The organism is Streptomyces sp. V4I23 (assembly GCF_030817975.1).
GTDB lineage: Bacteria > Actinomycetota > Actinomycetes > Streptomycetales > Streptomycetaceae > Streptomyces.
This window is the reverse complement of record NZ_JAUSZW010000004.1, coordinates 4,182,228-4,208,108: the sequence shown is the minus strand read 5'-3', so window position 1 is coordinate 4,208,108 and position 25,881 is coordinate 4,182,228. Positions and strand designations below refer to the sequence as shown.

Below are 25,881 nucleotides of genomic sequence, written 5' to 3'. Positions count from 1 at the left end.
GGCCCGTACGCCACCGAAGTGTCGTACGGGCCCTGTCTCAGCAGGTCACACAGCGTCAGCCGTTGCGCTTCCAGCGCGGCTTGTCGTCACGGCGGCCGCCACCGAACGAGCCGGAGTTCGAACCGGCGCCGCGGTGGTCGTCGCGGCGGCCGTACGGACGGTCGTGGCGCTCGCCACCGGCGCGGAAGCCGCCCGAGGGGCGGTCGTCGCGGCGGCCGTTCGGGCGGTCGCTGCCGCGGTGGGCGGCCGGGCGGTCGTCGCGGCGGAAGCCACCACGGTCGTTGTCACGACGCTCGAAGGAACGGCCACCACGATCGTCACGGTCACGGTTGAACCCGCCACGGTCGTTGTCCCGGCGGAAGCCGCCCGACGGACGGTCGTCACGGCGGAAACCACCACGGTCGTTGTCACGACGCTCGAAGGAACGGCCACCACGGTCGTCACGGTCACGGTTGAACCCGCCACGGTCGTTGTCCCGGCGGAAGCCGCCCGACGGACGGTCGTCACGGCGGTCACGGTTGAACGGACGGTCACTGCCGCCGGAGCGGAAGCCACCCGACGGACGGTCGTCACGGCGGAAGCCACCACGGTCGCCACGGTCACCGTCACGGCGGTCGTCACGGCGGAAGCCACCACGGTCGCCACGGTCGTTGCCGCGGCGCTCGAAGTTGCCCCGGTCGTCACGACGGTCGTACGCGGGGCGCTCCTCGCGGGACTCACGCTCCGGCTGCGCCTCGGGCGCGGCCGCGATCTCGGCCTCGGCGGCCTCGGTCACCTCAGCGACCGCGGCCTCCGGGTCCTCGCCGCGCTCGCGGGCCGCGCGCGCCACCAGGCGGTCGGCCTCCTCGCGGAGCTCGGCCGCGCGGCGCTGCACGCGCTCCAGCTGGCGGGTCAGCTCGACGACCTCGCGCTCCGCCTGCTTGGCGGCGTTGTTCGCGGAGTCGGCCTGGACCTCGGTGAGCGAACGCGCACCGGTGATCTCGGCGACCTCCGGGTCGAACGCGCCCGCGCCGCCCACGATGTGACGCGACGCCTCGACGCCCGCGTCCTCCATGAGGCGGAAGATCTGGCGGCGCTGGTGCGGCAGCGACAGCGAGACGACGACGCCGGACCTGCCGGCACGGGCCGTGCGGCCGGAGCGGTGCAGGTAGTCCTTGTGGTCGCCGGCCGGGTCCACGTTCAGGACGAGGTCGATGCCGTCGACGTGGATGCCGCGGGCGGCGACGTCGGTCGCGACGAGCGCGTTGACGTAGCCGTCCTTGAAGTCGGCCAGCGTGCGCGTACGGGCGCCCTGCGTCATGCCGCCGTGCAGCGCGTCGGCCTTCACACCGGAGTCGCGCAGCTGCTCCGCGATGCGGTCGGCGCCCAGCTGGGTGCGGACGAAGATGATCGTGCGGCCCTTGCGGGCGGCAATGGCGGCCGTGACCGGCGCCTTGTCCTTGGGCTTCACGACGAGCACGTGGTGCGTCATGGTCGTGACGTTGCCCTGGGCGCTGTCGACCTCGTGGGTGACCGGGTCGGTCAGGTAGCGCTTGACCAGCGTGCTGATCTCGTTCTCCATGGTGGCGGAGAAGAGCATGCGCTGACCGCCGGCCGGGATCTGGTCGAGCAGCTCGGTGACCTCGGGCAGGAAGCCCAGGTCGGACATCTGGTCGGCCTCGTCGAGGACGGCGACCTGGACGTTCTCCAGGGAGCAGGCGCCGCGGTTGATGATGTCGCGCAGGCGGCCCGGCGTGGCGACGAGGACGTCGACACCGCGCTCGAGGGCGTAGATCTGGTTGCCCATGGAGGTACCGCCGCAGACGACCTTCATCTTGAGGCCGAGCACGTCGCCGTAGGGCTGGAGGGCGTCCGCGACCTGCATCGCGAGCTCACGGGTCGGGGTGAGGATGATCGCGCGGGGCTTCTTCTTCTCGGTGTGGCCGCCGGCCAGCGTGGCCAGGGTCGGCAGACCGAAGGAGAGGGTCTTGCCGGAGCCGGTGCGGCCACGGCCGAGGATGTCCTTGCCGGCCAGGGCGTCCGGGATGGTCGCGGCCTGGATCGGGAAGGGGGTGGTCACGCCGTTCTGGGCGAGCTTGCGGACGACGCCCTCGGGCAGGCCGAGATCCGCGAACGTGATCTGGGGCTCCTGGGGCTCTTCGGCGGCCGTCTCGGCGGCCTCGGAGACCGTCTCGTCGAGCGTGTCGTTCTCGGGCATGACGGCGTGATCAGTACTGAAAGTGGACATGCGAAATGCGAAACCTTCCGGAGTCTCGGCACGCGCCCAAACCCCGTGAATTCGCAATTCGACCGCCTCGATGCGGTCAGCCACGGCTAGGGAAATACGCGCCACACGGCGCGCTTCCGTTTCGGCGCCGGGCAATGGGATCAAACGATCTACCACCATACGCACCCTCCCCCGGCAAAGGCAAACCGCCCGCGAGTGACCCGCCTTACACCCGCCGTCCGGGCGAGGCGGGGCCGAGTCCCGCCTCCCCAGGGGATCTACGCCGGCCTGCCCTGCGGCAACGCCGTGGGCTCGTCGCCGCCCCGGTGGCTGCCCGGGTGTTCGACCGACCGCGTCGCCCCCGCGTGCACCTCGGGCGCCGACGACGCCGGCGGCGGGTCCGTCGGCTCGCTCGGCTGCGGCGTCGGGCTCACCGGGGGCGTGGGCGACTGGGGCGGAGGGAGGGTCGGGGGCTGCTGGGTCGGGGGCGGGGACCCGCCGCCGTGCGGCGGCGTCGGCTTCGCCCCCGGCTTCGCAGGCTTCCCGCCCGGCGTCGGCTCCGCCCCACCGCTCGCCGCACCGCTCGGGCTCGGCGATCCCTCGGCGTCCCGCCCCTTCCCGGCCTCGTCGTCCGCCGTCGCGTCCTTCCCGTGCCGGCCCTCCTCGCCGTGCCCGACCGGGCGCTGCGCGCCGCCCGGCGCTCCGTGGCCGCCGTCCGGCTCCGCCGCCGCCCCGCGCCGCTCCGACGAGGTGCTGGGCGCGGGTTTGCGGCCCTCGTCCTCGCCCACGCTCATACAGCCTGCCGATGCCATGGCCGCCAAGGAGGCGGCGATCCAGACGGCCGTCCGGCCGGGGGCTGACAACTGGCGCACGGGAGCACCTCCGGGACAGGGGATCGCGGGTCGCCCTGCCCAACTCCCGTCACCCCGTGGGGGACACGCCTCCCGGCCCCCTCAGCCCGCGAGGCCGCGCGCCAACTCCACGCCGAGGAACACCGATCCGAGCCCCACCAGCAACGAAGCGGCCACGTTCGCCACGGCCAGGAACCTCCAGCCGCGCTCGGCGAGCCGCAGCGTCTCGTAGGAGAACGTGGAGTACGTCGTGAGCGCACCGCACAGCCCCGTGCCGAGCAGCGCGTACGTCCCCGACGACACCGACGCCCCGGCCAGGGCGCCGAGGACGAGGCTTCCCGCGGCGTTCACCGTGAAGGTCCCCCACGGGAACACCGAGTCGTGCCGCGCCTGCACCGCGCGGTCCGTCAGGTAGCGCAGGGGGGCGCCGACCGCCGCGCCCAGGATCACGAGGAGCCAGTTCACCGCCGGACCGCCCACCGCGTCACCGAGGCCGCCGCCCACACGGCGGCCAGCGCACCGGCGACCGTGCCGCCCGCGTACGCCAGTGCCGTGCCCGCCTCCTCGCGCTCCAGCAGCTCGGTGAAGTCGAGCGCGTACGTCGAGAACGTCGTGAAGCCCCCCAGCACACCCACGCCGAGGAACGGCCGCACCAGCGGATGCGCGGACCGGCCGCCTTCACTCACGAGGACCATCAGCACGCCGATCAGGGCGCAGCCCAGCACGTTCACCCAGAAGACGGCCCAGGGGAACGCCCCCTCCGCAGTGGGCCACAGCCGCGTCGCCCCGTACCGCGCCGACGCGCCCACCGCGCCGCCGGCCGAGATCGCCCCGAGCACCGCCCACTTGTGGGCGCCGGCCAGCTCCGCGCGCTGTGCCGGGACGTGCAGATCGACGTCCGGGTCGATGGCCTCTCCGGCGCCCCAGGGGCCGGAACTCACCCGTACCCCAGGGCGTGCAGCCGCTCGTCGTCGATACCGAAGTGGTGGGCGATCTCGTGCACCACGGTGATCTCGGTCTCCGCGACGACGTCCTCACGGGTCTCGCACATCCGCAGGGTCGGGCCCCGGTAGATGGTGATCCGGTCCGGCAGCACACCCGCGTACCACTCGCCGCGGTCCGTCAGCGGAGTCCCCTCGTAGAGCCCGAGCAGCTCGGGGTCGTCCGGGGTGGGTTCGTCCTCGACGAACACGGCGACGTTGTCCATCAGCCGCGTCAGTTCGGGCGGGATCCTGTCCAGGGCCTCGGCGACCAGTTCCTCGAACTCCTCGCGCGTCATCTCCAGCACCCGGCCATTGTCACGCACGGCACGCGGACCGCGCCGCCCCGGCATGGTCGCCGGTCGCGTGGGGCATACGGGACCAATGGCCCGCGAAGCCCCGGAACCGAACCAGCCGACCCGCCCGACCCGCCCGTTCCGTACCGCGCCGCGCCCCGGCGGCCGCACGTCCTCGCAGACCACCGCACTCGCCACGGCCCAGCGGCCCTGGGTCCGCGCCCTCGGACTGACGGCCGTCGTCCTCATCGGCGCCTGGCTCGGCCTGCTGATCGTCGGCAACGTCCGTACGCCGGTCGGCCCGATGGACGCCACCATGACGTTGCGCCCCTCCCTCAGCGGCGGCACGAAGATCAACGTCTCCCCGCTCGGCGCCCTCGAACTCGACTCCCACGTCGCCCCCGTCCGCCTCGACGTCGACGTGGACCGCCTCGACCCCGTCCGCTCCCAGGCCCTGGTGGAACACCCCGAGCGGCTGTCCGGCCTGCAGGAGGAGATCTCCGCCGACGTCCGGGACGGGACCACCGAGCTCGCCCTGCGGTCCTGCGTCGCCGTCGTCTCCGGGGCGACCGCGCTGGGCCTCGCCGTGTACCGCCGCCCCCGCCGCGCCCTCGCCGCGGGCGGCCTCGCGCTCGCGCTCCTCGCCGCGTCCGGCGTCTCGGCGGCCGCGACCTGGAACCCGAAGTCCGTCCTGGAGCCGAAGTTCTCCGGACTGCTGTCGTCCGCACCCTCCGTCGTCGGCAACGCGCGCTCGATCGTGACCGAATTCGACGTCTACCAGAAGGAGTTGGCACGCCTGGTCACCAACGTGACCAAGCTGTACGACGCGACGTCGACGCTCCCGACCTACTCGCCGGACCCGGGCACGATGCGGGTGCTCCACGTCTCCGACATCCACCTCAACCCCGCCGCCTGGCACATCATCGGCTCCCTCGTGAAGCAGTACGGCATCGACGTGATCATCGACTCCGGCGACACGATGGACCACGGGTCCTCCGCCGAGAACGGCTTCCTCGACCCCATCCCCGATCTGGGCGCGCCCTACGTGTGGGTCCGCGGCAACCACGACTCGCGCACGACGCAGGAGTACCTGTCCCGGATGAAGAACGTCCACGTCCTCGACGAGGGGCGGGCCGTGAGCGTCGGGGGACTGCGCATCGCGGGCAGCGGCGACCCGCAGTTCACCCCTGACCGGTCGGTCGAGGCCCAGGGCGACCCGGCGGAACGCATGACCGGCATCCGCCTCGCGTCCGCCCTGCGCGACCAGGAGCGCGCGGGCACCCCCGTCGACATCGCGGTCGCCCACAACCCGGTCGCGGCCCGCGAGACCGACGGCACGGTGCCGCTGGTCCTGGCGGGGCACATCCACAAGCGCCACACCGAGATCCTCCCGAACGGCACGCGCCTGAGGATCGAGGGATCGACGGGCGGCGGCGGGCTGCGCGCGGTGGAGGACAAGCAGCCGGAGAAGGTGCGGGCCTCGGTGCTCTACCTCGACCGGACGAGCCGGCGGCTGCAGGCGTGGGACGAGATCACGCTGGGCGGCCTGGGCCTGACGACAGCGGAGGTCAGCCGCCATGTCGCGGAGCCGCCAGAGCCTTCTGCGAGCCCGTCGGGGAACTCGCCGTCGCCCTCCCCGTAAACCGTTTTGGCGATAGGTCCCCGCATCCCATATGCTTCTCACGTCCCCGACGCGCTGAGAAGCGCCCAGGCGGGCCCTTAGCCCTCATCGTCTAGTGGCCCAGGACGCCGCCCTTTCAAGGCGGTAGCACGGGTTCGAATCCCGTTGGGGGCACGCATCACCGTGTGCGAGACTTGTTCTCGCACAATGTTTGGTCCTGTGGAGCAGTTTGGAGTGCTCGCCACCCTGTCAAGGTGGAGGCCGCGGGTTCAAATCCCGTCAGGACCGCTGGAGCTCGAAAGAGCTTCGTGGCTGGGTAGCTCAGTTGGTACGAGCGATCGCCTGAAAAGCGATAGGTCGCCGGTTCGACCCCGGCCCCAGCCACCAGCAGAAGGCCCCGATCCCCGGATCGGGGCCTTCGCCGTTTCCGCGGACCCCTGACGTCGGGGGCCCTGGGACGGGGACTTCGAGAGCCCCCGTCCCAGGGCACGCGCTACGCCTTCTCCTTCTCGCCGCGGCGCCAGCCGCGCACGCCCAGGACCAGCGCCGCCACCGCGACCACCAGCACCAGCAGCGCCCAGTCCGGCACCGCTCTGCCGATGCCCGACGCCCACTCCTCCACCGCGAACGAGTCGTCGACCGAGAGCAGGCCCGGCAGGGCCGTCGTGCCGTCGAAGGCCAGGAACACCGTGCCCAGCAGCACGAAGAACAGGCCCGACGCCAGCGACGTCGTGTGCAGCCGGAACCGGCCCGCGCGCAGTTCCCGGCCGCGAAGCCACCGGCGGCCGCCCAGGTCGAAGCGGTCCCAGAGCAGGGCGAGCAGGAACAGCGGGACCGCCATGCCCAGGGCGTAGACCGCGAGCAGCAGCCCGCCGTAGACCGGGCTCCCGCTCAGCGCCGCGACCGTCAGCACGCTCCCCAGAATGGGGCCCGCGCAGAAGCCCGCCAGCCCGTAGACCAGGCCCAGGGCGTAGACGGACAGGGCCGTCGTCGGACGGATCCGGCCCGACACCTCGGCGATACGGCGTGAGGCGAAGCCCATCCCGAGGATCTGCGCCACCCCGAGCGTGACAATCAGCCAGCCGCCTGCCGAGACCAGCAGGTCGCGATGGCCGTAGAAGAGCCGGCCCGCGAAGGACCCGGCCGCGCCGAGCGGGACCAGGGTCGTCGCGAGGCCCGCGAAGAAGATGCCGGTGCGTGCCAGGAGCCGGCCCGTGGAGTCGACCGAGTACGCGAAGAACGCGGGCAGCAGCAGGGCGCTGCACGGGCTGATCAGGGCGAGGAGACCGCCGAGGAACGCGGCCAGATAGCCGATGTCGTTCATCGCGGCCCCTGCTTCGCGGTCCGCTCCGCCGCCTCGATCGCCTCGGTGAACGTCTCCAGCGGCTGCGCTCCCGCGATGGGCCGGCCGTTGACCAGGAAGGACGGCGTGGACGTGGCGCCCAGACCGTAGCCCTCCTCCTGGTCCTTCGTGACCGCCCGGCGCGCGGCGTCGCTGTCCAGGTCACGCGTGAAGCGGTCGAGGTCGCGCACCCCCGCCTCGCGGGCCAGTGCCGTGAGGCGTTCCGGGCCGAAGCCCTTCTCCTTGGCGCCCTCCGCGTACGCGGCGGCGTGGAACTGCCAGAAGCGGCCCTGCTGACCCGCCGCCCACGCGGCGCGCGCGGCGGCCTCGGACGCCTCGCCGAAGATCGGGAAGTTGCGCCACTCGATCCGCAGGACACCGGCGTCGACGTACTTCTTCACGAGCTGCGGCTCGGTGTCGCGGGCGAACTTCCCGCAGTAGCCGCACTGGAAGTCCGCGTACTCGACCATCACGACGGGCGCGTCCGCGCGGCCCGCCGCAAGAGGATCCTTCGCGTCACGGCGGGCGAGCTTCTCCAGCTCGGGGTGCGTGCCGGCCTGCGGCTCGGCGGAACCGTCGGCGACGGAGGAGGAGCCGCCGGACGAGGACCCGCCGGACGGCGCCGCCTCCGGCCGGGTGGCGGTGTAGGAGGCGAAGCCGAGCAGCAGCGCGGCGACGAGCACGCCCGCGCCGATCGCGAGCGGCTTGCGTGAGGAGGTGGACGTGGCGGGATACGCGGAAGGCATGGCGGAGCTCCTGAACGAAAGGCCTGACGGAAACGGGTGCCGGTGAGGGGACCGGCGGGCCTATACGCGCAGGACGGAGAGGTCGACCGCGGAAGGCGGCGCGAGCGGCGGCGGGCCGCGCAGGGGCGAGACGTCCAGCGCGGTCTGGTCGCAGACGAGCGCGACGCCGCCGCTGCCGTGGGTCTGGGGCAGGGCGGGCAGCAGTTCGTACGCGGAGCCGCCGCGCGGAGGCACACCCGGGTGCGCCCCGCTGTCCCCGGCCCCGGTGCGCTCCCCGCATCCGGGCGGCTTCGCAGCCCCGGCGAGGACCGCCTCGCCCGGCGCGGATCCCGCACCCGTCCGCACGCCGGCCGCACCACCGCGGGCGATGTCCGCCCCGGCACCGGTGACGGCTGCCACCCCGGTCCCGGCGACCGGCGCAACCACCGCACCGCGGGCGGAGCCCTTCCCGGCAGCCACGGCACCGCGGTTCGAGCCCGCGTGCGGGGCCGCCGCCTCCGTCGACAGGGCCGCCACGCATCCCAGCAGCGTGCCGAGCAGCCCGAGCAGCAGGCTCGCGGTCACCACGACGCGGTGCCGGCGGTCGCGGCCGATCAGCATGGGCGCGCTTTCCCTTCAGGACGCTCGGGAGGGATGAACGATTCGCTCCATACTGCACCAGCTTGCTGACGAAATGAGTTCGCCAGCGCTTTCCGGAGAGTGCGATCCTGGACTCCGTATGTCTACTTCCTTCGCAGACCTCCAGACCCTGCTGGCCGGGGCGTCCCTGCGCGACGCCCACCGGCTCGGCCGTCGTCTCGAGGGCGCCCGCCGCATCCGTAAGCCCGAGGCGCGGCAGGCCGTGCTGGACGAGATCGCCGCCGAGGCCGAGAAGTCCGCGGCCCGCACCGCGGGGCGCGCCGAGCGCGTACCCGAGGTCACGTACCCCGAGCAGCTCCCGGTCAGCCAGAAGAAGGACGAGATCCTCCAGGCGATACGGGACCACCAGGTCGTGATCGTCGCGGGCGAGACCGGGTCCGGAAAGACGACCCAGATCCCCAAGATCTGTCTGGAGCTCGGCCGCGGCGTGCGCGGCATGATCGGCCATACGCAGCCGCGCCGGATCGCCGCCCGTACGGTGGCCGAGCGTGTCGCGGAGGAGCTGCGCACCCCGCTCGGCGAGGCCGTGGGCTGGAAGGTCCGCTTCACCGACCAGGTGAACCAGGACTCGACCTTCGTGAAGCTGATGACGGACGGCATCCTGCTGGCCGAGATCCAGACGGACCGCGAGCTGCGCGCCTACGACACGATCATCATCGACGAGGCCCACGAGCGGTCACTGAACATCGACTTCCTCCTCGGCTACCTCGCTCAGCTGCTCCCCAGGCGCCCCGACCTCAAGGTCGTGATCACCTCCGCGACGATCGACCCGGAGCGCTTCTCCCGCCACTTCGGCGACGCGCCGATCGTCGAGGTCAGCGGCCGGACCTATCCGGTCGAGGTCCGCTACCGCCCCCTCCTCGAAGAGGAGTCGGACGACTCCGACCGCGACCAGATCACCGCGATCACGGACGCCGTCGAGGAGCTGATGGGCGAGGGCAAGGGCGACATCCTCGTCTTCCTCTCCGGCGAGCGCGAGATCCGCGACACCGCGGACGCGCTCAACAAGAAGCAGTACCGCTTCACGGAGGTCCTGCCGCTGTACGCCCGGCTCTCGCACGCCGAGCAGCATCGCGTATTCCAGCCGCACACCGGCCGCCGCATCGTCCTGGCCACGAACGTGGCCGAGACCTCGCTGACGGTCCCCGGCATCAAGTACGTGATCGACCCGGGCACCGCCCGGATCTCGCGCTACAGCCACCGCACGAAGGTCCAGCGGCTGCCGATCGAGCCGGTCAGCCAGGCCAGCGCCAACCAGCGCAAGGGCCGCTGCGGCCGTACCTCCGACGGCATCTGCATCCGCCTGTACTCCGAGGACGACTTCCTCTCGCGCCCCGAGTTCACGGACGCGGAGATCCTGCGCACCAACCTCGCGTCCGTCATCCTCCAGATGACCGCGGCCGGGCTCGGCGACATCGAGAAGTTCCCGTTCATCGACCCGCCGGACCACCGCAACATCCGCGACGGCGTGCAGCTGCTCCAGGAGCTCGGAGCCTTCGACCCCGCGGAGAAGGACCCCCGCAAGAAGCTCACCCCGCTCGGCCGCAAGCTGTCCCAGCTCCCGGTCGACCCCCGGCTCGCCCGGATGGTCATCGAGGCCGACAAGAACGGCTGCGTGCGCGAGGTCATGGTGATCGCGGCCGCGCTGTCGATCCAGGACCCCCGCGAGCGCCCGGCCGACAAGCAGGCGCAGGCCGACCAGCAGCACGCGCGCTTCAAGGACGAGACGAGCGACTTCCTCGCCTTCCTCAACCTGTGGCGCTACGTCCGCGAGCAGCAGAAGGAACGCGGCTCCTCCAGTTTCCGCCGCATGTGCAAGCAGGAGTACCTGAACTTCCTGCGCATCCGCGAGTGGCAGGACATCTACTCGCAGCTGCGCACGGTCGCCAGGCAGATGGGCATCCACGTCAACGAGGAGGACGCCCCGGAGCAGTCCGTCCACGTGTCCCTGCTCTCGGGCCTGCTCTCGCACGTCGGCATGAAGGACGTCAAGACCGCCGGGGCGGAGGGCGGGAAGAGCACAGCGAGGAACGAGTACCTGGGTGCGCGGAACGCCAAGTTCGCGATCTTCCCGGGCTCCGCGCTCTTCAGGAAGCCGCCGCGTTTCGTCATGTCCGCCGAGCTCGTGGAGACCTCGCGCCTGTGGGCCCGTGTCAACGCGAAGATCGAGCCGGAGTGGATCGAGCCGCTCGCCCAGCATCTGCTGAAGCGCACGTACAGCGAGCCGCACTGGGAGAAGGACGCAGCGGCCGTCATGGCGTACGAGAAGGTGACGCTCTACGGCGTGCCGATCGTCGCCCAGCGCAAGGTGAACTACGGGCGGATCGATCCGGAGACCTCCCGCGACCTGTTCATCCGCAACGCTCTCGTCGAGGGCGACTGGCGCACCCACCACAAGTTCTTCGCGGACAACCGCAAACTCCTGACCGAGGTCGAGGAGTTGGAGCACCGCGCCCGCCGCCGCGACATCCTCGTGGACGACGAGACGCTCTTCGACTTCTACGACCAGCGGGTCCCCGAACACGTCGTGTCCGGTGCCCACTTCGACTCCTGGTGGAAGCACAAGCGCCGCGAGCAGCCAGACCTGCTCGACTTCGAGCGCGAGATGCTCATCAACGAGAAGGCCGGCGCGGTCACCAAGGACGACTACCCGGACTCGTGGCGGCAGGGTCGGCTGAAGTTCAGGGTGACGTACCAGTTCGAGCCGGGCGCGGACGCGGACGGCGTCACCGTGCACATCCCGCTCCAGGTGCTGAACCAGGTCACCGACGAGGGCTTCGACTGGCAGATCCCGGGCCTGCGCGAAGAGGTCGTCACCGAGCTGATCCGCTCTCTGCCCAAGCCGGTCCGCCGCCACTACGTGCCGGCGCCGAACTACGCGAAGGCGTTCCTGGACAAGGCCGTCCCCCTGCAGGAGCCACTGCCCGTCACCCTGGCGCGCGAGCTCCAGCGAATGGTCGGCGTCCCGGTCACGGCCGACGACTTCGACCTGTCCCGGGTTCCCGACCACCTCAAGGTCACCTTCCGCATCGTCGACGAGCGCCGCAAGAAGCTCGCCGAGGACAAGGAGCTGGAGGCGCTGAAGCTCCAGCTGCGGCCCAAGGCCCGCCAGGCCCTGTCCAAGGCCGCCGCCGCCTCCGGCCCGTCGGGCGAGTCGCTGGAGCGCACCGGCCTGAAGGACTGGACGATCGGCACGCTGACGAAGGTGTTCGAGACACGCCGGGCCGGCCAGCCGGTCAAGGCGTACCCGGCGCTCGTCGACGCGGGCGACAGCGTCTCCGTAAGGCTCTTCGACACCGAGGCCGAGCAGACGCAGGCGATGTGGCAGGGCACCCGCCGCCTGATCATGCTGAACATCCCCGTGAACCCGGCGAAGTTCGCCTCCGACAGGCTGACCAACCAACAGAAGCTGGCGCTGTCCCGCAATCCGCACGGTTCGATCCAGGCGCTGTTCGACGACTGCGCCATGGCGGCGGCGGACCGGCTCATCGCCGACCACGGCGGCCCGGCGTGGGACGAGGAATCGTTCCGGAAGCTGTTCGACAAGGTCCGCTCGGACCTCGTGGACATGACCGTCCGGACCATCGATCAGGTGCAGCAGATCCTGGCGGCCTGGCAGGCCTGTGAGCGGCGCCTGAAGGGCACGAACAGCCTGACCTTGATCAACAACGTCCAGGACGTGCGCGAGCAGCTGGCGGCCCTCGTACCGGCCGGCTTCGTGACGCGCACGGGCCTGCGCAGGCTCCCCGACCTGATGCGCTACCTGATCGCCGTGGACCGCCGGCTCCAGCAGATGCCGACGGCCGTCCAGCGCGACACCACGCGCATGGAGAAGGTCCACGAGATGCAGGACGAGTACGCCTGGCTGCTGGAGCAGCTGCCCCCGGGCCGGCCGGTGCCCCAGGAGGTCCTGGACATCCGCTGGATGATCGAGGAGCTGCGGGTGAGCTACTTCGCGCACGCGCTGGGCACGGCGTATCCCGTCTCGGACAAGCGGATCGTGAAGGCGATCGACGCGGCCGCACCGTGACGATCCGCTCGCCCTGGGTGAGTTCGACCTGACCAACGAACCTGCTGTACAGTCTCTCTCGCGGCCAAGGAGTGTCCGGCCGCGAAACCTGGTCCTGTGGAGCAGTTTGGAGTGCTCGCCACCCTGTCAAGGTGGAGGCCGCGGGTTCAAATCCCGTCAGGACCGCGCGATTGACCGAAGGCCCGCATCACGTCGATGCGGGCCTTCGTCGTACCCGGGACGCCGGAGCCGGTGCCACTGTGCCGCCGCCGAAGGCAGGGGGAGGAGCCGCAGCCGGACACGGCGAATCCCGTCAGGACCACGCCCGTTCGCGTGAAGGCCCGCGTCGCGTCGACGCGGGCCTTTGTCATCCGCACGCCCGTGCCGTCTTGACGGTGTCATCCGCCGCCGGTACCCAGGGTCCAGGGGGTGGCGTACATGGCGGCGTCTGCGGCAAGGCGGCACGAGACACGCGCGCTCCTGCGCGCCCATCTGGCGGCCGCCACGGGCTACCGCCACCTCACGAGGAGCTGCCCCGTCTGCCATCGGCTCCTGCGCCTGGCCATGGAGCGCCCCGATCCGGAGCCCGGGCCGGCCGCATCCGACCCCGCTCCGGAAGCCACCGAGGAGTGACCAACACCCGCCATGGCGCGGCCGATTGGGTGATGGTCCGGGTTTTGGCAAGAGTCGCGCACTGTGACGGGTGTCACCGAACGGATTTCCTGAACCGCGGCATTTAGCCCCTCCCTACAAGGGGCCGATTTAATATGTGCCATTGCACCACTCCCCCAGCAGCCCCAGGCGTCGACACCGATGTCATGCGTAACCCCGGCAACAGCCGGTGCCGGCGCACAAAAAAGATCGCGCTGGACCCGGCGGAGTCCAGCGCGATCGAAGACGAAGGCCTGTTGGGGCAGACGCGCGTCTGTGGAGCCAGTGGTGGGCTCATCCAGGGTGGGGGCCCAGGAAATGCCCGGTCAAACGGGGTGTTCAGGCCTCGCTGCGCTGCTGCGGGATACCCGCAAGCAGTGCGCGGACCTCTGCCTCGCGGTAGCGGCGGTGTCCACCGAGCGTGCGGATGGACGTGAGCTTGCCCGCCTTAGCCCAGCGGGTGACCGTCTTCGGGTCCACGCGGAACATCGTGGCGACCTCAGCCGGGGTCAGCAGCGGCTCGGCATCAGGGGTGCGAGCGGTCATGAGCGGCCTCCTCGGGAGAACCGAACCTTCTCGGTTCTTTCCTCTAAATTCTGCACCTTGACCCGCGTTGCCCGAAATGGCGGACGCGGGCCGAGTCGGTTATAGGACGAACGGCTTGTCCTCGGCACTACAACTACACCATCTGTCCAGCCACGTCGGCCAAACCGATGGAATTGCCCTCTCAGGTGTCCATCAGCGGCGGAAGGCCGATGGACCATGCCATAACGGACAGTCACGTCACAGTGACGATCAGTCACAGAGCGATCAGGAGTCCTCAGACCCCCCATAGCGTGCAATGCTGAGCAATCCGCCCTTACTTGGATGGAAGGAACCCTCCCCGGACTCCTTGTCCTATTTTGACACGAGGGTGGGCGATGGACGCAAGGGAGCGGTTAGTGTAATCCATCACGCTTGAGGCAATCGCCCGGATCGGGACCTACGTCCCCTCCCGGCCGCCGCCGTCGCTGCCCGCCTCCATCAGTTCGCGAATTGACGATCCCTCACGGCTCTCCAACGCTCCGTCAGACGCCCGTACGCCTCGGCCGCGCCCTCGCCGTCCCCGGCCCGCAGCGCCGCGATCCCCTCCGCCGCGTCGGCCGCCGACCGGTCCGCCGCCAGGAGCTCGCCGGGCAGCGCGTGCACCAGACCGCCGTAGTCCAGCTCGACCAGTGACCGCGGGTGGAACTCCTCCAGCCACCGCCCCACGTCCACCAGGCTCTCGGTCAGCGGCCCCTCGTCAATCTCCTCCCGCAGCGTCCGCAGCCCGCGGGCCACCCGCCGACGGGCCTGGACCATGGGCGTCCGGTAGCGCAGCGAGGGCGCGGTGGCCGTGTACTCGCGCTCCTCGTCGGCGAAGAGCACGAACCAGCCCACGGGCACCCCCCACACGGCCGTCCTGATCCACGGGCGGGCGTCCGGGTTCTCCTCACGCCACTGTGCGAAGTCGGCGGCGGCCTGCTCGCGCACGACCGGCGGCAGCGCCGCGTCCAGGAGCGCCGCCGGGCAGCTGCGCGGGCAGCTCCTCCAGGGCCAGCCAGCCGCGCAGGCGCGTGCGCCACGGGCAGACGCACACCACGCCGTCGACATCGGTCACGAAGGCGTCCGCGCTCTCGTGGACGCGCACCGCGACGGGCGGGGTCGGCAGCAAGTCGGCCAGGGAGCGGCGGAGTTCGTCCTGGACGGTCGGGGTGTCCTCCCTGCGCGCGTAGCGCGCCCAGTGGCTGCGCTCCGGCTCGGGGAAGGCCGCCAGCGGCTCGTAGATCCGCAGGTAGGCCGCGTACGGGACAAGGACCGATGACAGCGCCGGCATGCCGCAGATCCTTCCATGTCCGTACTCCGACGGAGGGTGATCCTCGGCACCGGGTCGGATCTACGCTTGGTGAGGACTTACTCTCTTGCCCAACCGGACTCTCCCCACCCGCAGGAGGGTCCGCATCCGCCGCTTCGTACTTGGGAGTCACCACCGTGACCGATGTAACCGGCGCTCCGGTCGATGTACTGAACACTCTGTTCCGATCGGAGCAGGGAGGGCACGAGCAGGTCGTGCTGTGCCAGGACCGCGCCTCCGGCCTGAAGGCCGTCATCGCCATCCACTCCACCGCCCTGGGCCCGGCCCTCGGCGGCACCCGCTTCTACCCGTACGCCTCCGACGAGGAGGCCGTCGCCGACGCGCTGAACCTCTCCCGGGGCATGTCGTACAAGAACGCCATGGCCGGCCTGGACCACGGCGGCGGCAAGGCCGTGATCATCGGCGACCCGGAGCAGTTCGAGCCCAGTCAAAAAACAGAGCTGCTGCTGGCCTATGGCCGGTTCGTCGACTCCCTCGGTGGCCGTTACGTGACCGCCTGCGACGTCGGCACCTACGTGGCCGACATGGACGTCGTCGCGCGCGAGAGCCGCTGGGTCACCGGCCGCTCCCCCGAGAACGGCGGCGCGGGCGACTCGTCCGTGCTCACCGCGTACGGCGTCTTCCAGGGCATGCGCGCCTCGGCCCAGCACCTGTGGGGCGACCCGACGCTGCGCGGCCGCAAGGTCGGCGTCGCCGGCGTCGGCAAGGTCGGCCACCACCTGGTCGAGCACCTGCTCTCCGACGGTGCCGAGGTCATGATCACCGATGTGCGCGAGGAGTCCGTGCGCCGCATCCTCGACAAGCACCCCGGGGTCACCGCGGTCGCCGACACCGACACCCTGATCCGCACCGAGGGTCTGGACGTCTACGCGCCCTGCGCGCTCGGCGGCGCCCTGAACGACGGCAGCGTGGCGGCGCTGACCGCCAAGATCGTCTGTGGCGCGGCGAACAACCAGCTCGCGCACCCGGGCGTTGAGAAGGACATCGCCGACCGCGGGATCCTCTACGCCCCCGACTACGTGGTGAACGCCGGCGGCGTCATCCAGGTCGCCGACGAGCTGCACGGCTTCGACTTCGACCGGTGCAAGGCGAAGGCGTCGAAGATCTTCGACACCACGCTGGCAATATTCGCACGTGCGAAGGAAGACGGCATTCCGCCGGCCGCCGCGGCCGACCGGATCGCCGAGCAGCGCATGGCCGACGCCCGCCGTCGCTGACCCGGGCGCCCGCCCGGCCCGCCCGTCCGGGGAGACAAGACTCACCCCGGTCGGCGGGTCGGGCGCCAGGAAGAGGTTAAAATCGCAGTTGACCAGCGAGGACAGGGCGCCTCGCGGGTCGTGTGAAGCGGCACCTCATGCGGGCGGCGTACCGTATGGCCGCGGAAGCAGGTACCGTTGAAGCCCTACGGACCGAGCTCTTCACGGAGAGCCCGTTCCGACTCATGAACGCGTGTCAAGACTCTGGGGCCGTCGAGCCCCGTCACCGAGGGGGTCGAGCCATGGGGCGCGGCCGGGCCAAGGCCAAGCAGACAAAGGTCGCCCGCCAGCTGAAGTACAACAGCGGCGGGACTGACCTGTCGCGTCTGGCCAACGAGCTGGGCGCATCGACTTCGAGTCCGATTTCGAGCCAGCCGCCGAACGGCGAGCCGTTCGAGGACGACGACGAGGAAGACGACCCGTACGCGCGGTACGCGGACATGTACAACGACGACGAGGACGAGGACGACGAGTCCGGCCCGTCGTCACAGCGCCGCGGCGCTTGACGCTGTACTCACCGACCCGGTCCGGGGCCTGCCCCGGACCGGGTTCTGTGCTGTTCAGCTTGCGTAGTCGCCGGTCAGCTCGGCACCCGTGGCACGGTCACCGCGCTCGATGATCTCGCCCGCGACCCAGGCGTCCACGCCGCGGTCGGCGAGGGTGGTCAGCGCGACCTCGACGGACTCCGCCGGGACGACGGCCATCATGCCGACGCCCATGTTCAGGGTCTTCTCCAGCTCCAGCCGCTCCACGTCACCGGCCCGGCCGACGAGGTCGAACACCGCGCCGGGGGTCCACGTCGAACGGTCGACCACCGCGTGCAGACCGTCCGGGATCACCCGCGCCAGGTTCGCCGCGAGCCCGCCGCCGGTGATGTGACTGAACGCGTGCACCTCGGTCGTCCGGGTCAGCGCCAGACAGTCCAGCGAGTAGATCTTGGTGGGCTCCAGCAGTTCCTCGCCCAGCGTCCGGCCGAACTCCTCGACCTGCTGCTCCAGCGACATCCCCGCCCGGTCGAACAGCACATGCCGCACCAGCGAGTACCCGTTGGAGTGAAGCCCCGACGACGCCATCGCCACGACCACGTCACCCGTCCGGATACGATCCGGACCCAGCAGCCGGTCCGCCTCCACCACACCCGTGCCCGCACCGGCCACGTCGAAGTCGTCCGGCCCCAGCAGACCCGGGTGCTCGGCCGTCTCACCGCCGACCAGCGCCGTACCGGCCAGCACACAGCCCTCGGCGATGCCCTTGACGATCCCGGCCACCCGCTCCGGCTGCACCTTGCCCACACAGATGTAGTCCGTCATGAACAGCGGCTCCGCGCCGCACACCACGATGTCGTCCATGACCATCGCGACCAGGTCGTGCCCGATCGTGTCGTACACGCCCATCCGCCGGGCGATGTCGACCTTCGTGCCCACACCGTCCGTCGCGGACGCCAGCAGCGGACGCTCGTAACGCTTCAGGGCCGAGGCGTCGAAGAGGCCGGCGAAGCCACCCAGACCGCCCAGAACCTCCGGGCGCTGCGTCTTCTTCACCCACTCCTTCATCAGCTCGACAGCGCGGTCACCCGCATCGATGTCGACGCCCGCGGCTGCGTAGCTGGCACCGGTGGTCTCACTCATGAGGTTGAGAGCTTTCGTGTCGTGACTGCGTTGGAGCGGGGATTACGGCCGACGGAGCGCGTCGGCGGCGTCGGCGCCACCCGCAAGCTCGGTCTCCAGGAGCTGCTTGCCGAGCAGCTCGGGGTCGGGCAGCTCCATCGGGTACTCGCCGTCGAAGCAGGCGCGGCAGAGGTTCGGCTTGGCGATGGTGGTCGCCTCGATCATGCCGTCGATGGAGATGTACGCGAGGGAGTCGGCGCCCAGCGACTTGCCGATCTCCTCGATCGACATGCCGTTGGCGATGAGCTCGGCGCGGGTGGCGAAGTCGATGCCGAAGAAGCAGGGCCACTTCACCGGCGGGGACGAGATCCGGATGTGGACCTCGGCGGCGCCGGCCTCGCGGAGCATCTTGACCAGGGCCCGCTGGGTGTTGCCGCGGACGATCGAGTCGTCCACGACGACCAGCCGCTTGCCGCGGATGACTTCCTTCAGCGGGTTCAGCTTCAGGCGGATGCCCAGTTGGCGGATCGTCTGCGAGGGCTGGATGAAGGTGCGGCCGACGTAGGCGTTCTTCACCAGGCCGGAGCCGTACGGGATGCCGCTGGCCTCGGCGTAGCCGATCGCGGCGGGCGTACCGGACTCCGGCGTCGCTATGACGAGGTCGGCCTCGACCGGGGCTTCCTTGGCCAGTTTCCGGCCCATTTCGACCCGGGAGAGGTAGACGTTCCGGCCGGCGATGTCGGTGTCGGGACGCGCCAGGTAGACGTACTCGAAGACACAGCCCTTGGGCTTCGCTTCTGCGAAGCGAGAGGTGCGGATGCCGTTCTCGTCGATGGCGATGAGCTCGCCGGGCTCGATCTCGCGGACGAAGCTCGCGCCGCAGATGTCGAGAGCGGCGCTCTCCGAGGCGACGACCCAGCCGCGGTCGAGACGGCCGAGGACCAGCGGGCGGATGCCCTGGGGGTCACGGGCCGCGTAGAGGGTGCCCTCGTCCATGAAGACGAGCGAGAAGGCGCCCCGGACGTCGGGAAGGACCTTGGCGGCCGCCTCCTCGATCGTCAGCGGCTTGCCGTCCTCGTCGACCTGTCCGGCGAGCAGAGCGGTGACCAGATCGGTGTCGTTGGTCGCGGCGACCTGGGTGGCCCGGCCGTTCTCCTTGGGGAGCTCGGCGACCATCTCGGCCAGCTGCGCCGTGTTGACCAGGTTTCCGTTGTGGCCGAGCGCGATCGAGCCGTGGGCCGTGGCCCGGAAGGTCGGCTGCGCGTTCTCCCACACGGAGGCGCCCGTGGTCGAGTAGCGGGCGTGACCGACCGCGATATGACCGGTCAGGGAGCCGAGAGAGGTCTCGTCGAAGACCTGGGACACGAGGCCCATGTCCTTGAAGACGAGGATCTGAGAGCCGTTGCTGACCGCGATTCCCGCGGATTCCTGGCCTCGATGTTGGAGGGCGTAGAGCCCGAAGTAAGTGAGCTTCGCGACCTCTTCACCCGGAGCCCAGACACCGAAGACGCCGCAAGCGTCCTGGGGGCCCTTCTCACCGGGGAGCAGGTCGTGGTTGAGTCGTCCGTCACCACGTGGCACACAACCGAGTGTAGGCGAGATCGACCACTGGTCCGAATTGGGGATGCCTCGCAACCTCATTCCGGGAGCCCGCCGAGCGGCCTCCACGCAGCGCCGGAGGCAGGAATCGGCAGTGCCCGTACCGCCGTCGGGGCGGCTTGGGAAGATCGCCAAATCGTCCATTCCGGCGTCCGCATGCCGGGACGATCGTTGACGCACCTGGCCGGTCACGGCCGGGCTCCTGGGCCGTGCAGCCCCGCGGTGACCGTGCGGTCACACGCGTGGAGCGCCGCCGCGCCGACCTGGCCGGTGTCGCGAGCGCCACCTGTGGCCGCGTGCGCTAGTTCACATCCGGCCCCGTCGGCAGCGGGGAGCATTTTCCGACATTCCGGGCACCACCCGGCCCCTCTCCCGCCTCTCCCGGCACCCCGCCGACGCCCGGTTGTGGCGGGTATGTCCCTCTGTGTGCTGCGCCGCGCGATCCCGGCCGATCAGCGCATGTCCGCGTACGCCGCCAGACCCTTGCCGTTGGACGCGGTGAGGGTCAGGGCGCGGTGCTTCACCTCGTACTTCACCGTCCCCTGCTTCAGGACCTGGACCAGCTCGCGCTCCAGATCCATCACCGGGCCAGGACACAGCTTCCGCGTGGAGGCGAGGCGGCCGAAGGTGATCGAGTCCCCGGAGACCTTCGCGGTGCTGGTGAAACGGTTGCAGCCGAGGCTGCCGCCGACGGTGCCGTCCTCGGCGATGGTCAGATGCGCCTTGCCCTCGGTGCCGGCGGGCAGAGAGGTGGCCGTCTCGTCCGCCACCAGGGAGTCCACGGTCCACTTGGTGCCGATCAGCGGGGAGGGCCGCTCGGCGGTCAGTGCGATCGTGTCGCCCTTCTCGGTGGTGAGGGTGAGCCTGCCGTCGGTGAGTTTCGCCTTGAGCTTGCCGGAGAACGCGGCGCGCAGGGCGTCCTCGAAGCCCTGGATCTTCTTGTCGCAGGCCATCTCGGTCACCTCGCCGGGGCCGACCGTCACGGTGTCGCCCTCGACCGTGATGTCGGCGCCGAAGTGGTTGCAACCGTAGTTGCCCTGCGCCCGGCCCTTGTCGGTGATCTCCACATACGCGTCGGACGGGGAAGCGGTCTTCGTGCCGTCGACGCTCACGCTCTCCACGGACCAGCGCACGCCGGCGAGAGGAACGTCAGGTGCAACGGTGTCGCCGCTGCCGGCCCCGCCTCCCCGCTCCGTGCCGCAGGCGGCCAGGGCCAGAAGGGCCAGGGCGGTGACAGGAATGCTCAGCTGGTAGCGCATATCCCTGGGACGGGGCGGCCCCGCGGCCGGTTCCCCCGGACCGCCGGTCAGGCGAGGATCGGCAGGAGCCCTCCGAGGTCCGCGCGCTCCCCGCTCGCGCTGACCTTCGCGGCCTCCAGCGCCTCCCGCCAGCCCGTGCGCCCGGTGGCGAGCCGGATCCAGGTCAGCGGGTCGGTCTCGACGACATTGGGCGGCGTCCCCCGCGTGTGCCGGGGGCCCTCCACGCACTGGACGACGGCGAACGGCGGAATCCGCACCTCCGTCGACGCCCCGGGCGCCTTGACCGCGAGCGCGTCGGCGAGCAGCCGGGTGCAGGCGGCGAGCGCCTGCCGGTCGTACGGGACGTCCAGGCCGGTCGCGTCGGCCAGGTCGTCGGTGTGGACGACCAGCTCGACGGTGCGGGTGACGAGGAAGTCCCCGAGCCGCATGGCCCCGAACCGCGTCGGCACCAGCCGCTCGTCCGACACGAGCGGCAGCAGCTCGCCGACGCGCTCGGCCGTGCGCGCGTACAGCTCGCCGAGGTCACCGGCGGCCAGCTCCCGGGTGTCCAGGTCGACCTGCCCTGCGGCCGTCACCGTCGCGAAAGGCCAGTCGAGCAGCGCGACGTCCTGCCGGGCCGGCTCGGGCAGCGCGAGGTAGCGGGGGACGGCGCCGACCGCCATGGCGAGGTGTGCGACGAGCTCCCGTACGGTCCAGTCCCCGAGCCGGGTGGGCAGCTCCAGCTGCTGGGGCGTCAGCACGGCCGCGACGTCCCGGACATGCCCGAACTGGGCCAGCACGGCGGCCCGGACCTTGGCGGAGTCGTACGTACGCAGACGCTTCTTGGCCGGTGGCATGACGCCGACCTTACGGGGTGGGTACGACACGGGGCCGTTCGACGGTGCACTCCTGGCCATCGCCGCGCACGCCCGCCCCGCGCCGCACCGGGCGAGCGGCCTTCCCTCGAGCACGCACCGCAGAAGCCCTCGCCCGGTCGGACCGGGCGGGGGCTTCGGGGCACGCGTCTCAGACGAGCAGACCCGGAATGGTCTCCTCGTGTGCGGTGCGGAGTTCGTTCAGCGGGATGCCGAACTGGCCCTGGACCTCGACCGTGTCGCCGTCGACGACGCCGATGCGGGTGGCGGGCAGGCCGCGGGCGCCGCACATGTCGGTGAAGCGGAGTTCCTCGCTGCGCGGGACGGCGACGACCGCGCGGCCGGCCGACTCGCTGAGCAGGAACGTGAACGCGTCCAGCCCGTCGGGGACGACCAGGCGTGCGCCGTTGCCGCCGCGCAGGCAGGACTCCACCACGGCCTGGACCAGGCCGCCGTCGGACAGGTCGTGCGCCGCGTCGATCATGCCGTCGCGGGAGGCCGAGATCAGGATCTCCGCCAGCAGCTTCTCCCGGTCCAGGTCCACCTGCGGGGGCAGCCCGCCCAGGTGGTTGTGCACGACCTGGGACCAGGCGGAGCCGCCGAACTCCTCGCGGGTGTCTCCGAGGAGGTAGAGCAGCTGCCCCTCCTCGGCGAACGCGATCGGGGTGCGGCGGTTGACGTCGTCGATCACGCCCAGCACCGCCACCACCGGGGTGGGGTGGATCGCGGTCTCGCCGGTCTGGTTGTAGAGCGAGACGTTGCCGCCGGTGACCGGCGTGCCCAGCTGCAGACAGCCGTCCGCGAGACCGCGGGTGGCCTCGGCGAACTGCCACATCACATCCGGGTCCTCGGGGGAGCCGAAGTTCAGGCAGTCGGAGATCGCGAGCGGCTTGGCACCGGAGGCGGCCACATTGCGGTAGGCCTCCGCCAGCGCCAGCTGCGCGCCCGTGTAGGGGTCGAGCTTGGCGTAGCGGCCGTTTCCGTCCGTCGCCATCGCCACACCGAGGTTCGACTCCTCGTCGATGCGGACCATGCCCGCGTCCTCGGGCTGGGCCAGCACGGTGTTGCCCTGCACGAACCGGTCGTACTGGTCCGTGATCCACGCCTTCGACGCCTGGTTCGGAGACGCCACCAGCTTCAGGACCTGCGCACGCAGCTCCTCCGCGTTCTGCGGGCGGGGCAGCTGGTTCGCGTCATCGGCCTGCAGCGCGTCCTGCCAGGACGGGCGGGCGTAGGGGCGGTGGTACGTCGGGCCCTCGTGCGCGACGGTGCCCGGCGGCACGTCCACGATCAGCTCGCCGTGCCAGAAGATCTCCAGGTGGTCGCCCTCGGTCACCTCACCGATCACGGTGGCGATGACGTCCCACTTCTCGCAGATCTCCAGGAACCGCTCGACGTGCTGCGGCTCGACGATCGCGCACATCCGCTCCTGCGACTCGCTCATGAGGATCTCCTCCGGCGAGAGCGTCGCATCACGCAGCGGCACGGTGTCCAGCTCGACCCGCATACCGCCGCTGCCGGCGGATGCGAGCTCGCTCGTGGCGCAGGACAGACCCGCGCCGCCGAGGTCCTGGATGCCCGCGACGAGCTTCTCCTTGAAGATCTCGAGCGTGCACTCGATCAGGAGCTTCTCCTGGAACGGGTCACCGACCTGCACCGCAGGGCGCTTGGTGGGCTTGGTGTCGTCGAAGGTCTCGGACGCGAGGACCGAGACGCCGCCGATGCCGTCACCGCCGGTACGGGCGCCGTAAAGGATCACCTTGTTGCCGGGGCCGGACGCCTTGGCGAGGTGGATGTCCTCGTGCTTCATCACGCCGATGCAGCCGGCGTTGACCAGCGGGTTGCCCTGGTAGCACTCGTCGAAGACGACCTCGCCGCCGATGTTCGGCAGGCCCAGGCAGTTGCCGTAGCCGCCGATGCCGGCGACGACGCCCGGCAGCACCCGCTTGGTGTCCGGGTGGTCCGCCGCACCGAACCGCAGCGGGTCGACCACCGCGACCGGGCGGGCGCCCATCGCCAGGATGTCGCGGACGATGCCGCCCACGCCCGTGGCCGCACCCTGGTAGGGCTCGATGTACGAAGGGTGGTTGTGCGACTCCACCTTGAAGGTGACCGCGTAACCCTGACCCACGTCGACGACGCCCGCGTTCTCGCCGATCCCGACGAGCATGGCGTCGTTCTCCGGCGTCTTCTCTCCGAACTGCTTCAGATGCACCTTGCTGCTCTTGTACGAGCAGTGCTCCGACCACATCACGGAGTACATCGCGAGCTCGGCGCCCGTCGGACGGCGGCCGAGGATCTCGCGGATGCGCGCGTACTCGTCCTCCTTGAGGCCGAGCTCCTTCCAGGGCTGGTCGGCCTCGGGGGTCTCGGTTGCGTGCTTGACGGTGTCGAGGGTCATGCTGCGACCAACTTCTTCAGGATCGAGGTGAAGAATCCGAGCCCGTCGGTACGGCCCGTACCGATCAGCGGCTCCACTGCGTGCTCCGGGTGCGGCATCAGGCCGACCACGTTGCCCGCGGCGTTCGTGATGCCGGCGATGTCACGCAGCGAACCGTTCGGGTTGCCGTCGAGGTAGCGGAAGGCGACACGGCCCTCTGCCTCCAGCTCGTCGAGCGTGCGCTCATCGGCGACGTAACGGCCGTCGATGTTCTTCAGCGGTACGGAGATCTCCTGTCCCGCCTCGTAGTCGGCGGTCCACGCGCTGTCCGCGTTCTCCACCCGCAGCTTCTGGTCGCGGCAGATGAAGTGCAGATGATTGTTGCGCAGCATCGCGCCCGGCAGCAGATGCGACTCGGTGAGGATCTGGAAGCCGTTGCAGATGCCGAGGACCGGCATACCGGCCTTCGCCTGCTCGATGATCGTCTCCATCACCGGCGAGAACCGCGAGATGGCACCCGCGCGCAGATAGTCGCCGTAGGAGAAACCGCCGGCGAGGACGACCGCGTCGACCTGCTTGAGGTCCTTGTCGCGGTGCCACAGCGAGACCGGCTCGGCACCCGCGAGGCGCACGGCACGCAGCGCGTCCCGGTCGTCGAGCGTCCCGGGGAAGGTGACGACTCCGATACGAGCGGTCACGACTCCACCTTCACGACGAAGTCCTCGATGACGGTGTTGGCGAGGAACGTTTCGGCCATCTCATGGATGCGGGCGAGGGCGGCGTCGTCGACCGGCCCGTCCACCTCCAGCTCGAAGCGCTTTCCCTGACGGACGTCCGCGATCCCGTCGAATCCCAGCCGGGGCAGTGCACGCTGCACCGCCTGTCCCTGGGGGTCGAGGATCTCGGGCTTGAGCATGACGTCGACTACGACGCGAGCCACGGGCACTCCCGGTGGTGTGTTGCGAGGGCGGTTCCCTCAGCGTACCCGGCCCGAAAATCTACGCGAGTAGATACCTGAGGGCCCCGCCGTAAAATCCCGGATAAGAATCCCGGACGCCTTTGTGGCGGACACGCGCAGAAAATTGCCGGGGCTTCACAATGCGTGGCCATGCGCTGTACAAAGGAATACAGAGGAAAGCAGCATTGCCCCTCGGTAGCCGAAAAGCCGGTATCACCGCACGTCAGAACCGGTGATACCGCAGTGAAAGGACCGATATCCGTGGCTCAGCGAGTAGTGGTCACGCTCTCCGACGACATCGACGGAGGAGAAGCGGCGGAAACGGTCATGTTCGGCCTCGACGGGAAGTCGTACGAGATCGACCTCAATACGTCCAACGCAAAGAAACTGCGCAAGGCCCTGGCCCCGTACGTGGCAGCGGGCCGAAAGATGACGAACGTCACCAAGCGCGACAAGTCGCGCATCTCGTACCGGCACACCGCGCTCGAGCCGTCCCCGGCCGCCGTCCGCGCCTGGGCACAGTCGCGCAAGATGGACGTGCCGGCCCGGGGTCGCATCCCCAAGCGTGTCTACGAGGCGTTCCGCGAGGCCAGTTGAGCCGTCGGCCCGGCAGGCCGTCGCGCGCCGCCCGGACGCGGGCGCCGGCGCAGCGAGTTGCACTGCACCCCTGGTGATCGGCTAGAGTCTGGAGCACGCCGAGGGGCAAGGCCGAAAAGGCCCGGCCCACCGAGCA

General features: G+C 70.6%; 22 protein-coding genes, 4 tRNA genes and 1 pseudogene. 10 read left to right on the top strand and 17 right to left on the bottom strand.

Annotation, left to right across the window (positions count from 1 at the left end; genetic code table 11):
- Positions 1-55: 55 nt before the first annotated feature.
- The 5 genes from QFZ82_RS21415 to QFZ82_RS21395 form a co-directional block, all read right to left on the bottom strand.
- Positions 56-2,227, bottom strand: a complete 2,172-nt coding sequence (locus QFZ82_RS21415; RefSeq protein ID WP_307714683.1) for a DEAD/DEAH box helicase — start codon at positions 2,225-2,227, stop codon at positions 56-58.
- A 257-nt stretch (positions 2,228-2,484) separates the two neighbouring features.
- On the bottom strand, positions 2,485-3,078 hold the full coding sequence (locus tag QFZ82_RS21410; RefSeq protein WP_307714682.1) for a hypothetical protein: 594 nt from the start codon (positions 3,076-3,078) through the stop codon (positions 2,485-2,487).
- 81 nt (positions 3,079-3,159) lie between these two features.
- A complete protein-coding gene (locus tag QFZ82_RS21405) occupies positions 3,160-3,522 on the bottom strand; it encodes a CrcB family protein (RefSeq protein ID WP_307714681.1) in 363 nt (120 codons plus the stop codon).
- A complete protein-coding gene (gene crcB, locus QFZ82_RS21400) occupies positions 3,519-3,998 on the bottom strand; it encodes a fluoride efflux transporter CrcB (protein WP_373429309.1) in 480 nt (159 codons plus the stop codon). The genes QFZ82_RS21405 and crcB overlap by 4 nt, the downstream gene beginning before the upstream one ends.
- On the bottom strand, positions 3,995-4,345 hold the full coding sequence (locus QFZ82_RS21395) for a metallopeptidase family protein (protein ID WP_307714680.1): 351 nt from the start codon (positions 4,343-4,345) through the stop codon (positions 3,995-3,997). The genes crcB and QFZ82_RS21395 overlap by 4 nt, the downstream gene beginning before the upstream one ends.
- 76 nt (positions 4,346-4,421) lie before the next feature.
- On the opposite strand from QFZ82_RS21395, the gene QFZ82_RS21390 reads away from it, so the two are divergent.
- From QFZ82_RS21390 to QFZ82_RS21375, 4 genes are all read left to right on the top strand, one after another.
- Positions 4,422-5,975, top strand: coding sequence for a metallophosphoesterase (locus tag QFZ82_RS21390; RefSeq protein WP_307714679.1), 1,554 nt, complete (start codon positions 4,422-4,424; stop codon positions 5,973-5,975).
- An 80-nt stretch (positions 5,976-6,055) separates the two neighbouring features.
- Positions 6,056-6,128 (top strand) — tRNA-Glu (locus tag QFZ82_RS21385).
- A 39-nt stretch (positions 6,129-6,167) separates the two neighbouring features.
- A tRNA-Asp gene (locus QFZ82_RS21380) sits at positions 6,168-6,242 on the top strand.
- A gap of 22 nt (positions 6,243-6,264) precedes the next feature.
- A tRNA-Phe gene (locus tag QFZ82_RS21375) sits at positions 6,265-6,341 on the top strand.
- Between the two features lie 106 nt (positions 6,342-6,447).
- Here QFZ82_RS21375 and QFZ82_RS21370 read toward each other — a convergent pair.
- From QFZ82_RS21370 to QFZ82_RS21360, 3 genes are read right to left on the bottom strand one after another with little or no spacing between them, the layout of a single operon-like run.
- On the bottom strand, positions 6,448-7,278 hold the full coding sequence (locus tag QFZ82_RS21370; protein ID WP_307714678.1) for a cytochrome c biogenesis CcdA family protein: 831 nt from the start codon (positions 7,276-7,278) through the stop codon (positions 6,448-6,450).
- A complete protein-coding gene (locus QFZ82_RS21365) occupies positions 7,275-8,042 on the bottom strand; it encodes a DsbA family protein (RefSeq protein WP_307714677.1) in 768 nt (255 codons plus the stop codon). Before QFZ82_RS21365 ends, QFZ82_RS21370 begins: the two co-directional genes overlap by 4 nt.
- A 60-nt stretch (positions 8,043-8,102) precedes the next feature.
- On the bottom strand, positions 8,103-8,642 hold the full coding sequence (locus QFZ82_RS21360) for a hypothetical protein (RefSeq protein ID WP_307714676.1): 540 nt from the start codon (positions 8,640-8,642) through the stop codon (positions 8,103-8,105).
- Positions 8,643-8,760: 118 nt separating this feature from the next.
- Between QFZ82_RS21360 and hrpA the strand changes: the two genes are divergently transcribed.
- The 3 genes from hrpA to QFZ82_RS21345 all read left to right on the top strand — a co-directional run bounded on the left by hrpA (position 8,761) and on the right by QFZ82_RS21345 (position 13,323).
- Positions 8,761-12,711 carry an ATP-dependent RNA helicase HrpA gene (gene hrpA, locus QFZ82_RS21355; RefSeq protein ID WP_307714675.1) on the top strand — a complete coding sequence of 1,317 codons (3,951 nt, stop codon included), beginning with the start codon at positions 8,761-8,763 and terminating at the stop codon, positions 12,709-12,711.
- A 90-nt stretch (positions 12,712-12,801) separates the two neighbouring features.
- Positions 12,802-12,876: transfer RNA gene (locus tag QFZ82_RS21350), tRNA-Asp, on the top strand.
- 252 nt (positions 12,877-13,128) lie between these two features.
- Complete coding sequence (locus QFZ82_RS21345) at positions 13,129-13,323, top strand: DUF6274 family protein (RefSeq protein WP_307714674.1); 195 nt, start codon at positions 13,129-13,131, stop codon at positions 13,321-13,323.
- 357 nt (positions 13,324-13,680) lie between these two features.
- Here QFZ82_RS21345 and bldC read toward each other — a convergent pair whose 3' ends face one another.
- Both bldC and QFZ82_RS21335 read right to left on the bottom strand, forming a co-directional pair.
- Positions 13,681-13,887, bottom strand: a complete 207-nt coding sequence (gene bldC, locus QFZ82_RS21340) for a developmental transcriptional regulator BldC (protein ID WP_003949541.1) — start codon at positions 13,885-13,887, stop codon at positions 13,681-13,683.
- A 477-nt stretch (positions 13,888-14,364) separates the two neighbouring features.
- Positions 14,365-15,196: pseudogene (locus QFZ82_RS21335) on the bottom strand (hypothetical protein).
- A gap of 155 nt (positions 15,197-15,351) precedes the next feature.
- Here QFZ82_RS21335 and QFZ82_RS21330 point away from each other — a divergent pair.
- Positions 15,352-16,452 (top strand): Glu/Leu/Phe/Val dehydrogenase dimerization domain-containing protein, encoded by a 1,101-nt coding sequence (locus QFZ82_RS21330; protein ID WP_307714673.1) that lies wholly within the window; start codon positions 15,352-15,354, stop codon positions 16,450-16,452.
- A 281-nt stretch (positions 16,453-16,733) separates the two neighbouring features.
- Positions 16,734-16,997, top strand: a complete 264-nt coding sequence (locus tag QFZ82_RS21325) for a DUF3073 domain-containing protein (protein WP_177153145.1) — start codon at positions 16,734-16,736, stop codon at positions 16,995-16,997.
- Positions 16,998-17,051: 54 nt separating this feature from the next.
- On the opposite strand, the gene purM is transcribed toward QFZ82_RS21325, so the two are convergent.
- The 7 genes from purM to purS all read right to left on the bottom strand — a co-directional run bounded on the left by purM (position 17,052) and on the right by purS (position 25,130).
- Positions 17,052-18,119 carry a phosphoribosylformylglycinamidine cyclo-ligase gene (purM, locus tag QFZ82_RS21320; RefSeq protein WP_307714672.1) on the bottom strand — a complete coding sequence of 356 codons (1,068 nt, stop codon included), beginning with the start codon at positions 18,117-18,119 and terminating at the stop codon, positions 17,052-17,054.
- A gap of 42 nt (positions 18,120-18,161) precedes the next feature.
- Positions 18,162-19,679, bottom strand: coding sequence for an amidophosphoribosyltransferase (purF, locus tag QFZ82_RS21315; RefSeq protein WP_177153798.1), 1,518 nt, complete (start codon positions 19,677-19,679; stop codon positions 18,162-18,164).
- Positions 19,680-20,149: 470 nt separating this feature from the next.
- Complete coding sequence (locus tag QFZ82_RS21310; RefSeq protein WP_307714671.1) at positions 20,150-20,956, bottom strand: META domain-containing protein; 807 nt, start codon at positions 20,954-20,956, stop codon at positions 20,150-20,152.
- Positions 20,957-21,003: 47 nt separating this feature from the next.
- On the bottom strand, positions 21,004-21,792 hold the full coding sequence (locus QFZ82_RS21305) for a maleylpyruvate isomerase family mycothiol-dependent enzyme (RefSeq protein ID WP_307714670.1): 789 nt from the start codon (positions 21,790-21,792) through the stop codon (positions 21,004-21,006).
- Positions 21,793-21,961: 169 nt separating this feature from the next.
- On the bottom strand, positions 21,962-24,211 hold the full coding sequence (gene purL / locus QFZ82_RS21300; protein ID WP_307714669.1) for a phosphoribosylformylglycinamidine synthase subunit PurL: 2,250 nt from the start codon (positions 24,209-24,211) through the stop codon (positions 21,962-21,964).
- The gene (gene purQ / locus QFZ82_RS21295; RefSeq protein WP_307714668.1) at positions 24,208-24,888 is read right to left on the bottom strand and encodes a phosphoribosylformylglycinamidine synthase subunit PurQ; all 681 of its coding nucleotides are present in this window, start codon (positions 24,886-24,888) and stop codon (positions 24,208-24,210) included. The genes purL and purQ overlap by 4 nt, the downstream gene beginning before the upstream one ends.
- Positions 24,885-25,130, bottom strand: coding sequence for a phosphoribosylformylglycinamidine synthase subunit PurS (purS, locus tag QFZ82_RS21290; protein WP_147987130.1), 246 nt, complete (start codon positions 25,128-25,130; stop codon positions 24,885-24,887). Before purS ends, purQ begins: the two co-directional genes overlap by 4 nt.
- A gap of 279 nt (positions 25,131-25,409) precedes the next feature.
- Between purS and QFZ82_RS21285 the strand changes: the two genes are divergently transcribed.
- A complete protein-coding gene (locus tag QFZ82_RS21285) occupies positions 25,410-25,745 on the top strand; it encodes an Lsr2 family protein (protein ID WP_307714667.1) in 336 nt (111 codons plus the stop codon).
- Positions 25,746-25,881 lie beyond the last annotated feature (136 nt).

What these genes read in the sequence shown, in the direction of transcription:
- QFZ82_RS21415 (WP_307714683.1), bottom strand. Translation starts at nt 2,227, where the DNA reads ATGTCCACTTTCAGTACTGATCACGCCGTCATGCCCGAGAACGACACG.
- QFZ82_RS21390 (WP_307714679.1), top strand. Translation starts at nt 4,422, where the DNA reads ATGGCCCGCGAAGCCCCGGAACCGAACCAGCCGACCCGCCCGACCCGC.
- QFZ82_RS21370 (WP_307714678.1), bottom strand. Translation starts at nt 7,278, where the DNA reads ATGAACGACATCGGCTATCTGGCCGCGTTCCTCGGCGGTCTCCTCGCC.
- QFZ82_RS21365 (WP_307714677.1), bottom strand. Translation starts at nt 8,042, where the DNA reads ATGCCTTCCGCGTATCCCGCCACGTCCACCTCCTCACGCAAGCCGCTC.
- QFZ82_RS21360 (WP_307714676.1), bottom strand. Translation starts at nt 8,642, where the DNA reads ATGCTGATCGGCCGCGACCGCCGGCACCGCGTCGTGGTGACCGCGAGC.
- hrpA (WP_307714675.1), top strand. Translation starts at nt 8,761, where the DNA reads ATGTCTACTTCCTTCGCAGACCTCCAGACCCTGCTGGCCGGGGCGTCC.
- QFZ82_RS21345 (WP_307714674.1), top strand. Translation starts at nt 13,129, where the DNA reads ATGGCGGCGTCTGCGGCAAGGCGGCACGAGACACGCGCGCTCCTGCGC.
- bldC (WP_003949541.1), bottom strand. Translation starts at nt 13,887, where the DNA reads ATGACCGCTCGCACCCCTGATGCCGAGCCGCTGCTGACCCCGGCTGAG.
- QFZ82_RS21325 (WP_177153145.1), top strand. Translation starts at nt 16,734, where the DNA reads ATGGGGCGCGGCCGGGCCAAGGCCAAGCAGACAAAGGTCGCCCGCCAG.
- purM (WP_307714672.1), bottom strand. Translation starts at nt 18,119, where the DNA reads ATGAGTGAGACCACCGGTGCCAGCTACGCAGCCGCGGGCGTCGACATC.
- QFZ82_RS21310 (WP_307714671.1), bottom strand. Translation starts at nt 20,956, where the DNA reads ATGCGCTACCAGCTGAGCATTCCTGTCACCGCCCTGGCCCTTCTGGCC.
- QFZ82_RS21305 (WP_307714670.1), bottom strand. Translation starts at nt 21,792, where the DNA reads ATGCCACCGGCCAAGAAGCGTCTGCGTACGTACGACTCCGCCAAGGTC.
- purL (WP_307714669.1), bottom strand. Translation starts at nt 24,211, where the DNA reads ATGACCCTCGACACCGTCAAGCACGCAACCGAGACCCCCGAGGCCGAC.